This window comes from Streptomyces sp. NBC_00464, from assembly GCF_036013915.1.
GTDB lineage: Bacteria > Actinomycetota > Actinomycetes > Streptomycetales > Streptomycetaceae > Streptomyces.
The window spans coordinates 639,183-651,940 of the sequence record NZ_CP107899.1 but is presented as its reverse complement, the minus strand read 5'-3'; the positions used below and the strand labels follow the sequence as shown (position 1 = coordinate 651,940).

The window sequence follows — 12,758 nt, the reverse complement described above, 5'->3', positions numbered from 1 at the left end:
CCACCCTCGTGCACGAGCCCTCACTCGAGCGGGCAACCGCCGAGGAGTACGCCCGCTGGTTCCAGGCCCTCGCCGACCCGACACGCATTCTCATCGTGCGTTTCGTCAGCCGGCAGGAACGCCCGGTACCAGCGGGCGTCATCGTCGACCACCTCAAGCTCAGCCAGTCGACGGTCTCCCACCACCTCAAGATCCTGCGCCAGGCCCGCTTCCTCACCACCGCCCGAGCCGGAACCAGCATCCTCTACAGCCTCGACGACCACTGCCTCACCCAACTCCCCGCAGGTCTCCTCACCGGCAACGGCCCCTACCACCCCGGCCGCGCCAGTCCCCGCACCGCAGCCGATCACCCCGACGGTCACACGCCCATCAAGAGGCCCGAAATGGACGCCACCACCCCGCCCACCGGCGACACGCCGGCCCCCGTCCTCCTGCTCATCGGCAGCGGAGACCGCCGCTATCGCGAGTACATCCTCGCCGCGATCACCCGTGACTTCCGCCTCTGGCTCCTGGATGCCTACGAGCCCACCTGGCAACTTCCGTACATCGAAGGCGCCACGGTGCTGAACACCAAAGACGTCCGCGCCCTGTACGAAGCTGCTGGTCCCGTCGCCGCCGCTCTTCCCGTCGTGGGGGTCTTCACCTACGACGAGTCACTGGTGCACGCCGCCGCGCAGCTCGCCCAGACCCTCGGCCTGCCCGGCAGCCCGCCGCGCGCGGTCCTGGCCTGCCGAGACAAGGCAACCACCCGCGCCCTCCTCACCGAAGCCGAGATCCCGCAACCGGCATCCATCCCCGTGGCCGACGCCGATGAGGCAACCGCCGCAGCAGAGACCATCGGATACCCCGTAGTCGTCAAGGCCCGCGGACTCGCCGGAAGCATGGGCGTCCTGCGCGCCGACACCCCGGCCGCCGTCCGCCAGGCGTACACGGTCGCCGCTGGGGCCACCTACGCCGGAGTGCCGCGCTACGAAGCCGACGTCCTGATCGAGGAACTGGTCACCGGTGAGGAGATCAGCATCGACGCCGTCATCACCGAAGGCGTCTGCACCCCGATGGTCCTGGCCCGCAAGCAGGTCGGCTGCAACCCCTACTTCGAGGAAATCGGACACACCGTCCACGGCGCCGACCCGCTCATGGAGGACCCCGAACTTCTCGACCAGCTCAACCGCATCCACAAAGCGATCGGCTACGTCCACGGCGCCACGCACACCGAGTTCAAACTCACCCCCCACGGCCCCCGGCTGATCGAGATCAACGCCCGGCTCGGCGGTGACTTCATCCCCTATCTCGGAGCCCTCGCCACCGGCACCGACCCCGCAGTCGCCGCCGCCCACGTGGCCGCCGGGTTCGCCCCCGACACCACACCCCGCACCGGTAACACCGCCGCGATCCGCTTCCTCTACCCGGCCCAGGACTGCATCGCGGCCACCGTGACCGTCCGGACCGACCGCCTCGGCCCCACCATCCATCGCGCCGTGGCCACCGCCGGCCCCGGTACCGCACTCGCCCTGCCGCCACGCGCCTACCTCAACCGCTACGGATACGTCATCGCCGTCGGCGAGGACCCCGAGCAGGTGACCGCCGACCTCGCCGATCCGAGCGCACTGATCGAACTGCGAGCCCAGCCCCCTGCCAGCTGAACCGTCGGCACAGGCCCAACCCGAAGGGACACCCACCAGTGAACCCACCCGGCACCGTGCAGTCGTCGCTGGCCTGGGACGACGGCACGATCGTCACCCTCGACCAGCGCGCCCTGCCTCACGAGACCCGGCAGATCCGGCTGACCACGGTCGAGGAAGTGAGCGAGGCCATCGCTACCCTCGCCATCCGCGGAGCCCCGGCCATCGGACTGGCCGGAGCCCTGGCCGTGGCCCTCTCAGCTCGCCGCCATCTGTCCGGACCGGCACCCGACCCCGGAGCGGTGCGGGCAGATGCAGAACGGCTCGTCGCCGTGCGCCCCACCGCCGTCAACCTCGCCTGGGCCGTAAACCGGGTCCTGCACCACCTTCCCGAAGGCACCGACGCGGTCCTGGCAGAAGCCTTGAACATGCTGGACCAGGACATCGCCGTCAACCTGCGCATGGTCACGCACGCCGTCGACGCAGTCACCTCTACCTGCCCCGACAAACCGCTGAGCATATGGACGCACTGCAATACAGGCCGCCTTGCCACAGCCGCAGTCGGAACCGCTCTGGGCACCATCCTCGCCCTCGCCGAATCCGGCCGAGTCCGTGAAGTCCTGGTGGGCGAAACGAGACCACTCCTTCAAGGCGCCCGCCTGACCACATGGGAACTCGCCGAGGCCGACATCCCGCACCGGCTGTGCGTGGACTCCGCGGCCGCGACCGCCATGGCAGTGGGCCTGGTCGACTGCGTCCTGGTGGGAGCCGACCGCATAGCCGCCAACCACGATGTCGCCAACAAGATCGGTACGTACGCCCTCGCCCTGGCCGCCCATCACCACGGCGTCCCGTTCTTCGTCGTGGCCCCCGAATCGACCCGTGATGCCACGATCCCCGGTGCCAGTCACATCGTCGTCGAGCAGCGCCCCGCCCACGAGGTCACCCACTACGCCGGGAAACTCACCGCGCCGGCCTCCACCCGCGCCTTCAACCCCGCCTTCGACACCACCCCCGCCCAGCTGATCACAGCGGTCATCTCCGAGGACGGCATCACCTGGCCCAAGGGAGACCACGCATGACCTACGCACCCGCCACCAGCACCGGCCGCACAACTGCCGGGCAACTGGCCACCACCAGCCGCCACCTGTACGAGCAGGGCTGGATGCCCGGCACCGCAGGCAACCTGTCGATGCTCCTGCCCGACCAGCCGCAGCGTGCCCTCATCACAGCCAGCGGCCGGGACAAGGGCGAACTCACCAACCAGGACATGGTCGAGATCGACGCCCACACCAGCGAACCCGTCCGCACCGGGTCCCAGCGCCCCTCGGCCGAAACCTGCATCCACTCCGCGCTCTACCGCACCACCGACGCACAAGCCGTCATCCACGTCCACTCGCCGTACGCCACCGTCATCGCCACCCGAGCCCAGCACCCCCAGCACACCAGCCTTCTGCACCTGGAACGCTACGAGCTCCTCAAGGGCCTCGGTCTGGCCGACCCCTCCCGGACCACCGTGCCCGTCTTCGTCAACTGGCCCGACGTCCCCCGCATCGCCCACAACGTCGCAGCCTGGGCCACGGCCACCCCCGGCGCTCCGCCCGGACTGCTCATCGCCGACCACGGCATCACCACCTGGGGCAACTCCCTTGCCCAGGCTCGCAACCGTCTCGAATGCCTGGAAGCGATCTGCCAGCTCCTGGTCCTGGCAGCTACGCCCCTGAGCACCACCACCACACCTGACACCTCACCCACCGCGGAGCACTCATGACACTCCTTCAGGTCATGCCGGTCGAAGCACCCGGCACCGTCCTCACCCGGACCCGCGACACCGCCGAGATCACCGACATGCTGCGCACACATGGAGCGTCCTTCAGCCGCTGGCCGGTGCGGCTGAAGGTCGCCCCCACCACCACCCCCGCCGACCTGCTGGAGACCTACCGCAAGGAGGTCGACGCCCTGTGCGCCGAGCAGGGCCTGCGTCTGGTGGACGTGGCCCGACTCCATCCCGAGGACAGCCCCGCATGGGCCGTGCGTGCCGACGCGGCCCGCTCGATGTTCCTCGAAGAACACCGTCACGACGAAGACGAGGTGAGGTTCTTCGCCCACGGCACCGGTTGCTTCTACCTGCACCTGGACGACAAGGTCCACGCCGTCGTATGCGAGGCGGGCGACCTCCTGTCCGTCCCCGCCGGCACCCGGCACTGGTTCGACATGGGCCCCGTACCGGACTTCGCCGCCATCCGCTTCTTCGAAAAGGAGGACGGCTGGGTCGGCGACTTCACCGCAGACCCCATCGCCGCTTCCTTCCCCCGCCTCGACGCACTGCTGGCCGAGGACTGACATGAACCCGCACCACCAGGCAGTCCTCCTCGACATCGAAGGCACCACAGGCGCCCTCTCCCACGTCCGCGATGTGCTCTTCCCCTACGCCCGCACGCGCATCGCCCCGTGGATAACCGCCCACCACCACACCGACCAGGGCCAGCAGATCCTCCAAGCAGTCCGAACCGACCTCGGCGACCCGCGACTCGACCCCACCGATGTGATCACCCAGCTCGAAGAATGGGCCGACACCGACACCAAGGCAGCACCCCTCAAGAACCTCCAGGGCCACATCTGGGCAGCCGGATACGCCGCCGGCGAACTGACCGGTCACGTCTATCCGGACGTCCCGCCGGCCCTCGCCGCCTGGCGGGAACAAGGCATCGCCCGCTACATCTACTCCTCAGGCTCCGAAGCCGCCCAACGCGACTGGTTCGCCCACACCGCCCACGGCGACCTGACCCTGCTCCTCGACGGCCACTTCGACCTCAACTCGGCCGGCCCCAAGCACGATGCCGCCTCCTACCTGAGCATCGCCAGAGCCATCCGCACACCACCGGCGCTCGTCCTCTTCGCCAGCGACTCGGGTGAAGAACTGGATGCCGCGGCCACCGCAGGCTTCCAGACCCTCGCCGTCCGCCGCCCGGACGACCCCCGTCCCGCACCTCCGGCCCATCGCCTGCTCACCTCACTGACACCTCTCATCCGGGCCGGCGCGCAAACCGGCGTTCCCACGCACGCCGAAGGATCCCGCCCATGAGCACCCACACCCCCAGCCCGCAGGCCGACATCGCCGTCATCGGAGGCAGCGGCTTCTACTCACTCCTTGACGGTGCGCAGCTCGTCCACATCGCCACCCCCTACGGGGAGCCCTCCGACCCGATAGCTCTGGGCAAGGTCGCCGGCCGGCAGGTCGCCTTCCTGGCCCGCCACGGCACCGACCACCGCCACCCGCCCCACCGCATCAACTACCGCGCGAACCTCTGGGCGTTGCGCTCACTGGGAGTACGCCAGGTTCTGGCACCCTGCGCCGTCGGATCGCTGCGCCCGGAGCTCGGACCGGGCAGCATCGTCATTCCGGACCAACTCGTCGACCGAACCACCTCGCGCGTGCAGACCTATTTCGACGAAGGCGCGGTCCACGTGCCTTTCGCCGACCCCTACTGCCCCGCCGGCCGCACCACCGTGGTCAAGGCCGCCGCCGGCACCAGCCTCCCCGCCCACGACGGCGGCGTCATGGTGGTCATCGAGGGGCCCAGATTCTCCACCCGGGCCGAATCCCGTTGGTACGCCTCGTCCGGCTGGTCCGTGGTCAACATGACCGGGCACCCCGAAGCCGTCCTGGCCCGCGAACTGGCCCTGTGCTATACCCCGATCGCACTGGTCACCGACTACGACGCGGGCGTACAGGCAGGCGACGGTGTCTCGCAGGACGAGGTCTTCCGCATCTTCGGTGAGAACGTCGAAGTGCTGAAGGGCCTGGTTCTTGAGGCCATCGCCCAGCTCGACCTCACGCGCCCCTGCAGCTGCGCGGCAGTACTCGACGGCATCACGCTGCCCATCAACCTGCCCTGAACGAGTCCGGTGCCGCCCCAACCGGGATCAGGAACCTTCCGCGCGAACGGCCCCCGCTGCGCCTGAGTGGCGCAGCGGGGGCCGGCAGGGGCGGGGGAGCGGTCCTACAGGAGCGGCAGGGCGGCCAGCCCGATGCCGACGCTGCCCACCAGGCCCACGCCGAGGTAGAAGGCGAAGACATTGCCCTTCACGACGCTGCGGACCGCGACCATCGCGGGAATGGTCGTGATCGCACCGCCCAGGAGGAAGGTGACGCCGGCGCCCGCCGCCATGCCCTGATTCATCAAGCCCTCGACGACCGGAATGGCTCCGACGCCGTTGAGGTAGAGCGGAACACTGATCAGTCCGGCAAGCAGGACGGAGAAGATGCCGTCCGTTCCCAGGATGGAGCTGACGACATCACTCGGCACGTAGCGGACGATCAGCGCTTCCAGCACGATGGCCAGCAGCAGCCAGCGGCCCAGGATGAGCGAGTCACTGACGATTTCCTTGAGGATCTCAACCGCGTTGAGATTCTTGATGTCACGCCTGACCAGGATCCGCCAAGGCGTGCCATCGTCCTCGTCGGGGGCATTCGCCGCCGCCTCGCAGGAGCTCGTACCGGTGGAGGCATCCTGTGCAGGCTCGCCGGCTCCGGGAGCGGAACCTGCGCCGACCGAGACCGGGGCAGGAGACTGCACCGCCGAGCATGCAGGGGCCTCGACCGCCGTCTGGGAGCACGCCTTGGCAGGAGCCGAATCCTTGGTGCCTTCGCGCAGCGGATTGGCGAAGCGCCCCCGGCGCTCCATTGCCAGGACGATCAGACCCGCCCCGAAGCTGAGGATCAGCGCGCCGACCAGACGCGCTGTTGCTACGGGAAGGCCGAGCTGCGTGGCGGACAGGGCATAGATCTCGGGGTCCATTGCGGGGGAGGCGATCCAGAAGGCCATCACGGCCGACAGAGGGACCCCAGCGATCAGAAAGCGCCGGATGAGCGGAATGACGGTGAAGGAGCAGAACGGACTGAAAGCGCCGATGGCCGTGGTGATCGCGATGCCGAGGATCCCTCCGCGGCCGTTGGCGAAACTGCGCTTGGCGACCACGTCGATGGACAGCCGCTGAACGGCGATGCCCAGAACGATGGCTACCAGAAACCACGGGAGGTAGTGCAGCAACTCGCGCAGTATGAACAGGCTCAGGGCCTGCACTTCGCTCACAGGAGGACCTCTCTGGGAAGGCGGCACACGGGTGTCAATTCGCCGAACTTGCACGGTCGGCAGCACGGGAGGCTCAACAACCCGCCCCCATTCATCGAATATCGATGATAGACGATTAAAGAACGGGTGAGCAATGGCCTGTAGGGCCTGTTCATGCAGGCCGATCGATCGGCCCTGGCTCTTGTGGGTGGGAAGCGGTTCGGCCGACCTCCCGGTGGCTCCGATTTGGCAGGATCGATTCTTGTCCATATAGGCGCGAACGTTCCGTCGGTGGTCGTGCGGCGTGCTGTCGCCTGTTGCACGCACCTTGCCTCTGTCGCGCGCCATCGACTAACATCGATGGATCATGAGCGGCACACTGAACGCCCAGCTGATCGACCGAGCCACCGCCGAGTCCTATGCGACGTGGTTCAAAGCACTGTCCGACCCCACCCGCGTACAGATCCTCAACCTGCTCGCGCTCGCCCCTGGCGCGATGAACGTCGGCGAGATCGTCGAGCGAGTCGGTGTGGGGCAGTCCACGGTCTCCCACCACCTGAAACTCCTGGCCGACGTCCGCTTCGTACTGCGCGAACGCCAGGGGACCTCCATGCTTTACTCGATCAACGTTGCCTGCGTCGCTTGTTTCCCCAGCGCTGCCGATGCCGTCATGGGCCGTCCCGCGGCCTCCGCCTGAAACGTGGACGAATGTCTGAGCAGAAGTCGCAGATATCCGACGGCATAGCCGCCTGCTGCCCGCCCATCACCACGGCAGCGCTGTCCGAACCGGCCGCCCAGACCATGGCGGTCATGTTCAAGGCCCTCTCCGACCCGGTGCGCCTGCGCCTGTTCTCCCGGGTTGCCTCGCACCCGAGTGGCGAGGCGTGTGTCTGCGACATAGCCGATGTCGGCGTCTCGCAGCCCACGGTCAGCCATCACCTCAAGAAGCTGCGTGAGGCGGGGCTGCTGACGTCCGAACGCCGCGGCACCTGGGTCTACTACCGGCTCGCGCCGGGCATTCTCAGCCTGCTCGGGACCTTCCTCACGGACCCGGAAGCAGTTTCCCCGCCCGAGGCGACAGTGAGGGCCGTTCGATAGGTGGTCAACCCCTGAATGCCAGGAGCGGAGAACGCCGGGGCGACAGTGCCGCTGATCGGTCGCTGAAGGGCCTGGGAGTTGAGCGAAGGCGATGCACGATCCTTGGCCGCCCGTCAGTTCACTACAGGACTGCGGCGTTCGATCAGCTGGACGTCACGCCACACCCCGTGCAGCCGACCGACGCGCTCACGAGTGCCGATAACCCGGAACCCGACACGCTCGTGCAGGAGGAGGCTGGCGGTGTTCTCCGGGAACACTCCGGCCTGGATGGTCCAGATTCCCGCAGCCTCCGTTGAGGCGATGAACGCTTCCAACAAGGACCGGGCCACACCCTGACCCCGTGCCGACGGGGCGACATAGACGGAGTGCTCGACCACGCCCGCATACGCAGGGCGGGCGGATACCGCTGAAGCAGCGATCCACCCCTGGAGCGTTCCGTCCGTCCGTAGGGCGACAAAACGGTGGCTGGGGAGCTTTGATCTGTCGAACGCGGCCCACGTCGGTGCGCAGGTTTCGAAGGTGGCGTTGCCCTCGTCGATGCCTGCCTGGTAGACCGCCAGGACCTGGTTGGCATGGCTGGCATGCATGGGTTCCAGGGTGAAGGCGCCGTGCACGGGCTCTCCTCTTGGGGTGCGGTGGGGAAGGTGCTTGCGGCAATTCTTTCCGAGTGCACGACGGGGCTCATCAGAGGGCCGAGGCGGAGGACGTCGGAGTCGCCAACCGGTCGATGGAATTCACGGCGACGACGGGCGCGGTGGGGCGGGGCGGGACCTGCGCGCACGTGCGGTCACGGAAGGCGGGGGCCAGCTCCTGTCCGCCAGGTCCGCCAACGCGGCGGACAGAAGCTGGTGCTTATGGGGTGGGGGTGATCAGACGGTGGTGTGGCTGGTCACGGCCTCGGCAAGGGCTCCGGCCGGCGAGGGGATGGTCTTTGTGTGGTCGGTCAGCGAGGAGAGGTACCGCTCGGCGTCGAGTGCCGCCGCGCACCCGGACGCGGCTGCGGTGACGGCCTGGCGGTAGGTGTGGTCGACGACATCGCCCGCGCCGAAGACACCGGGGATGCTGGTGCGGGTCGAGGGCGAATCGACCTTGAGGTAGCCCTCGGCATCGAGGTCGAGCTGCCCGGTGAAGAGCTCGGTCCGCGGGTCGTGGCCGATCGCGATGAACAGCCCCGTCACCGGTAGATCGCGCAGTCTTCCGGTGAACGTGTCCCGCAGCACCACACCGGCGAGCATTCCGCCCTCCTCCTTGATCTCAGCGATCTCGCTGTCGAAAGCGAAGGAGATCTTGTCGTCGGAGAAGGCCCGGTTCTGCATCACCTGGGAGGCGCGCAGGGACGAGCGCCGGTGGACGATGGTGACCGAACGGGCGAAGCGGGTGAGGAAGGTGGCCTCCTCCATCGCGGTGTCGCCACCGCCAACGACGACGATGTCGCGGTCGCGGAAAAAGAACCCGTCGCAAGTCGCGCACCACGACACGCCACGTCCCGAAAGATTGTTTTCGAGCGGCAGCCCGAGCTTCCGGTACCCGGAGCCGGTGGAGATGATCACGGTCTTCGCGCGATGCACGCTCCCGGCGCTGTCAGTGACCTGCTTCACGGGTCCGGTGAGGTCAACGGAGACGATGTCGTCGTCGACCATCTCGGCGCCGAAGCGCTCGGCCTGGGCCCGCATGTTGTCCATCAGGACAGGACCGTCGACACCCTGAGGGAAGCCGGGGAAATTCTCCACCTCGGTCGTCGTGGTCAGCGAGCCGCCGACGAAGATCGAGCTGCCGAACAGCAGAGGCTTGAGCTCGGCGCGGGCCGTGTACAGGGCCGAGGTGTACCCGGCAGGTCCTGAGCCGATGATGATGACGTTGCGCACGCGTTCACTCATGCCGCAGGCTCCGGGGCGAGATCCTCGATCAGGTCCTCGATGAGGGCTTTGATCTCGTCGCGAATGGGGCGGACTGCTGCGACGCCCTGTCCTGCAGGGTCTTCGAGCTTCCAGTCGAGGTAGCGCTTACCGGGGAACACGGGACAGGCGTCGCCGCAGCCCATCGTGATGCAGACGTCCGACGCCTGCACGGCGTCCACGGTGAGGATCTTCGGAGTTTGATCGGAGATGTCGATGCCGACTTCGGCCATCGCCTCGACTGCGGCCGGGTTGACCTCCGCTCCCGGTGCGGAGCCGGCGGAGCGGACCTCGATGCGGTCGCCCGCGAGGTGACTGAGCCAGGCGGCGGCCATCTGGGAACGGCCGGCATTGTGTACACAGACGAACAGCACCGAAGGCTTGTCGGACATCAGGGGGGCTCTCTTGTCTCACGGCGGGATCAGGTGTCATTGATATCAGCACCGAATGGCGTCAGTGGCTACTGATGTGACAGTATCAGTACATGATGACGTCAGTCGATACTGAATTGATCAGGGTGCTGGGTGATCCGCTCAGGCTCAAGATCGTGACCCTGCTCGCCCGCGAGACCCTGTGCACCACACACCTGGTGGAGGAGACGGGGGCGAAGCAGACGAACCTCTCCAACCACCTGCGGGTGCTGCGAGAGGCGGGTGTGGTGGAGACGGAGCCCTGCGGCCGCTTCACCTACTACAAGCTCCGCCCCGACGTCATCACCCAGCTCGCGGATCAGTTCGCCGACCTGGCGGCTTCCGCCCGTAATGCCGCCGAGAACAAGAGGGCATGCCCGTGACCCCGACCCAAGCACCCGCGCCCGCGACGACCGAGGATGCCTCGGTCGTGCAGCAGCTCTCCACCCTCGACCGCTTCCTCGCCGTCTGGATCCTCCTGGCCATGGCCCTGGGGCTCGGCCTGGGGAGGCTCATTCCCGGCCTGAACGATGCGCTGGCGAAGATCGAGGTCGGCGGGATCTCGCTGCCGATCGCCCTGGGCCTGCTGGTCATGATGTATCCGGTGCTGGCCAAGGTCCGCTACGACAAGCTCGACACCGTTACCGGCGACCGCAAACTGATGGTGTCCTCGCTGGTTATCAACTGGATCGTCGGGCCCGCCGTCATGTTCGCCCTGGCGTGGATCTTCCTGCCCGACCTGCCCGAGTACCGCACGGGCCTGATCATCGTCGGCCTCGCCCGCTGCATTGCCATGGTCATCATCTGGAACGACCTCGCCTGCGGCGACCGCGAAGCCGCCGCTGTTCTCGTCGCCCTGAACTCGGTGTTCCAGGTGTTCGCGTTCGGCCTGCTGGGCTGGTTCTACCTCGACCTGCTGCCGCGCTGGATGAACCTCGGCGACGGCCAGGGCCTGGACGTGTCCGTCTGGCACATCGCACTGAACGTCGTCATCTTCCTCGGCATCCCGCTGCTCGCCGGCTTCCTCACCCGCCGCATCGGCGAGCAGAAGATGGGCCGCAGCAACTACGAGGCGAAATTCCTGCCGAAGATCGGCCCCTGGGCGCTGTACGGGCTGCTGTTCACGATCGTCATCCTCTTCGCACTCCAGGGGAAGACCATCACCTCCCAGCCGCTGGACGTCGTACGGATCGCGCTGCCGCTCCTGGTCTACTTCGCGATCATGTTCTTCGGGACCTTCCTCCTGGGCAAGGGCCTCGGCCTCGCGTACGACCGCACCACCACGCTCGCGTTCACCGCCGCGGGCAACAACTTCGAGCTGGCCATCGCCGTCGCCATCGCCACCTTCGGCGTCACCTCCGGCCAGGCCCTGTCGGGCGTCGTCGGCCCGCTCATCGAGGTCCCCGTCCTGATCGGCCTGGTGTACGTCGCACTGGCCTGGCGCAAGAAGTTCGCCCCCTCAGCCCTCGCCACCCCGCAAAAGGACGCCTGAGCGATGCGTCCTGACACCGTGACCAGGCAGACGGACGTGGTGGTGATCGGCGGCGGGCAAGCCGGGCTCGCCGCCGGCTACCACCTGCGCCGCAAGAAGCTGGACTTCGTGATCCTGGACGCGCAGGGCACACCCGGCGGGGCCTGGCAGCACACCTGGGACTCCCTGCACCTGTTCTCGCCGGCCGCCTTCTCCTCGCTGCCCGGCCGGATCATGCCGGCCCAGCCGGGCCACGAGTACCCGGACGCCGGGCACGTCGTGGAGTACCTGAGCGACTACGAGCAGCGCTACGAACTGCCCGTTCACCGCCCGGTCCGGGTCCAGCAGGTACGCCGGGACGGCGATCGGCTGCGGGTGGAGACGGACAAGGACACCTGGTCCGCCCGGGCCGTCGTCTCGGCAACCGGCACCTGGTGGCGCCCCTTCCTGCCCGCCACCCCCGGCCGGAACGATTTCGCCGGCCGGCAGCTGCACACCACCGGCTACCGGAGACCATCCGACTTCGCCGGGCAGCGAGTCGTCGTGGTCGGCGGCGGGAACTCCGGAGCGCAGATCGCCGCGGATCTCGCCACCCACGACGGGGTCGATCCGACCTGGGTCACCCAGCGCCCGCCACGCTTCCTCGCTGACGACATCGACGGCCGGGCCCTGTTCGACGCCGCGACCGCCCGGCGCCGCGCCCTGGACGAAGGACGCACTGATACCGGCGGCGTCGCCTCACTGGGCGACATCGTCGCCGTCCCACCCGTTCGCGAGGCGCGGGACGCCGGACTGCTCAAGGCGTCCCCGATGTTCACCCGGCTCACCGCCGACGGCATCGAGTGGGCGGACGGCACACGGGCCGCAGCCGACGCCGTGATCTGGTGCACCGGCTTCCGCCCCGCCCTGTCCCACCTCGCCGCGCTGGGCCTTCGGGGATCACGCGGCCACATCCCCACACACGGCACGCGGGCGGCCGGGGAACCGCGCCTGCACCTGCTCGGCTACGGCGACTGGACCGGCCCCGCCTCCGCCACCCTCATCGGCGTCGGCCGCCCGGCCCGCGACGCCGCCTCAGAGATCGCTGAACTCCTCAGCCGCTGAAGACATCCGAGCCGGCGCTTGTCGTCGTTACGGCAGCAACCGAGTGGGGAACGAGGAGCAGCATTGGCCGTTTTCACGGCTCT

15 protein-coding genes are annotated in these 12,758 nt (G+C 68.1%); 11 read left to right on the top strand and 4 right to left on the bottom strand.

Annotated features, from left to right (window positions below):
* Positions 1-8 precede the first annotated feature (8 nt).
* Genes OG912_RS02855 through OG912_RS02830 form a run of 6 tightly spaced genes read left to right on the top strand, consistent with a single transcriptional unit; the run spans position 9 to position 5,522 of the window.
* A complete protein-coding gene (locus tag OG912_RS02855; protein WP_327708009.1) occupies positions 9-1,643 on the top strand; it encodes a metalloregulator ArsR/SmtB family transcription factor in 1,635 nt (544 codons plus the stop codon).
* A 38-nt stretch (positions 1,644-1,681) separates the two neighbouring features.
* Complete coding sequence (gene mtnA / locus OG912_RS02850) at positions 1,682-2,704, top strand: S-methyl-5-thioribose-1-phosphate isomerase (RefSeq protein WP_327708008.1); 1,023 nt, start codon at positions 1,682-1,684, stop codon at positions 2,702-2,704.
* Positions 2,701-3,393 carry a methylthioribulose 1-phosphate dehydratase gene (gene mtnB / locus OG912_RS02845; protein ID WP_327708007.1) on the top strand — a complete coding sequence of 231 codons (693 nt, stop codon included), beginning with the start codon at positions 2,701-2,703 and terminating at the stop codon, positions 3,391-3,393. The genes mtnA and mtnB overlap by 4 nt, the downstream gene beginning before the upstream one ends.
* Entirely contained in the window at positions 3,390-3,965 is a 576-nt protein-coding gene (locus OG912_RS02840) for a 1,2-dihydroxy-3-keto-5-methylthiopentene dioxygenase (RefSeq protein ID WP_327708006.1), read from the top strand. The genes mtnB and OG912_RS02840 overlap by 4 nt, the downstream gene beginning before the upstream one ends.
* Position 3,966: 1 nt before the next feature.
* Entirely contained in the window at positions 3,967-4,707 is a 741-nt protein-coding gene (mtnC, locus tag OG912_RS02835; RefSeq protein ID WP_327708005.1) for an acireductone synthase, read from the top strand.
* Complete coding sequence (locus OG912_RS02830; RefSeq protein ID WP_327708004.1) at positions 4,704-5,522, top strand: S-methyl-5'-thioadenosine phosphorylase; 819 nt, start codon at positions 4,704-4,706, stop codon at positions 5,520-5,522. The genes mtnC and OG912_RS02830 overlap by 4 nt, the downstream gene beginning before the upstream one ends.
* Positions 5,523-5,626: 104 nt before the next feature.
* On the opposite strand, the gene OG912_RS02825 is transcribed toward OG912_RS02830, so the two are convergent.
* Positions 5,627-6,718, bottom strand: coding sequence for a permease (locus OG912_RS02825; RefSeq protein ID WP_327708003.1), 1,092 nt, complete (start codon positions 6,716-6,718; stop codon positions 5,627-5,629).
* Between the two features lie 346 nt (positions 6,719-7,064).
* Here OG912_RS02825 and OG912_RS02820 point away from each other — a divergent pair, with 346 nt between their 5' ends.
* Both OG912_RS02820 and OG912_RS02815 read left to right on the top strand, forming a co-directional pair.
* Positions 7,065-7,394, top strand: a complete 330-nt coding sequence (locus tag OG912_RS02820; protein ID WP_326656698.1) for an ArsR/SmtB family transcription factor — start codon at positions 7,065-7,067, stop codon at positions 7,392-7,394.
* An 11-nt stretch (positions 7,395-7,405) separates the two neighbouring features.
* The gene (locus tag OG912_RS02815) at positions 7,406-7,795 is read left to right on the top strand and encodes an ArsR/SmtB family transcription factor (RefSeq protein WP_285570428.1); all 390 of its coding nucleotides are present in this window, start codon (positions 7,406-7,408) and stop codon (positions 7,793-7,795) included.
* A gap of 113 nt (positions 7,796-7,908) precedes the next feature.
* On the opposite strand, the gene OG912_RS02810 is transcribed toward OG912_RS02815, so the two are convergent.
* From OG912_RS02810 to OG912_RS02800, 3 genes are all read right to left on the bottom strand, one after another.
* Positions 7,909-8,382 carry a GNAT family N-acetyltransferase gene (locus OG912_RS02810; protein ID WP_327708002.1) on the bottom strand — a complete coding sequence of 158 codons (474 nt, stop codon included), beginning with the start codon at positions 8,380-8,382 and terminating at the stop codon, positions 7,909-7,911.
* Positions 8,383-8,664: 282 nt separating this feature from the next.
* Complete coding sequence (gene trxB, locus OG912_RS02805) at positions 8,665-9,672, bottom strand: thioredoxin-disulfide reductase (RefSeq protein ID WP_327708001.1); 1,008 nt, start codon at positions 9,670-9,672, stop codon at positions 8,665-8,667.
* On the bottom strand, positions 9,669-10,082 hold the full coding sequence (locus OG912_RS02800) for an arsenate reductase ArsC (protein ID WP_327708000.1): 414 nt from the start codon (positions 10,080-10,082) through the stop codon (positions 9,669-9,671). Before OG912_RS02800 ends, trxB begins: the two co-directional genes overlap by 4 nt.
* Before the next feature lie 92 nt (positions 10,083-10,174).
* Between OG912_RS02800 and OG912_RS02795 the strand changes: the two genes are divergently transcribed.
* Genes OG912_RS02795 through OG912_RS02785 form a run of 3 tightly spaced genes read left to right on the top strand, consistent with a single transcriptional unit; the run spans position 10,175 to position 12,675 of the window.
* Entirely contained in the window at positions 10,175-10,483 is a 309-nt protein-coding gene (locus tag OG912_RS02795) for an ArsR/SmtB family transcription factor (RefSeq protein ID WP_327707999.1), read from the top strand.
* Entirely contained in the window at positions 10,480-11,592 is a 1,113-nt protein-coding gene (gene arsB / locus OG912_RS02790; RefSeq protein ID WP_443060938.1) for an ACR3 family arsenite efflux transporter, read from the top strand. The genes OG912_RS02795 and arsB overlap by 4 nt, the downstream gene beginning before the upstream one ends.
* Positions 11,593-11,595: 3 nt before the next feature.
* Positions 11,596-12,675, top strand: coding sequence for an ArsO family NAD(P)H-dependent flavin-containing monooxygenase (locus OG912_RS02785; RefSeq protein ID WP_443060937.1), 1,080 nt, complete (start codon positions 11,596-11,598; stop codon positions 12,673-12,675).
* The last annotated feature ends 83 nt before the right edge of the window (positions 12,676-12,758 follow it).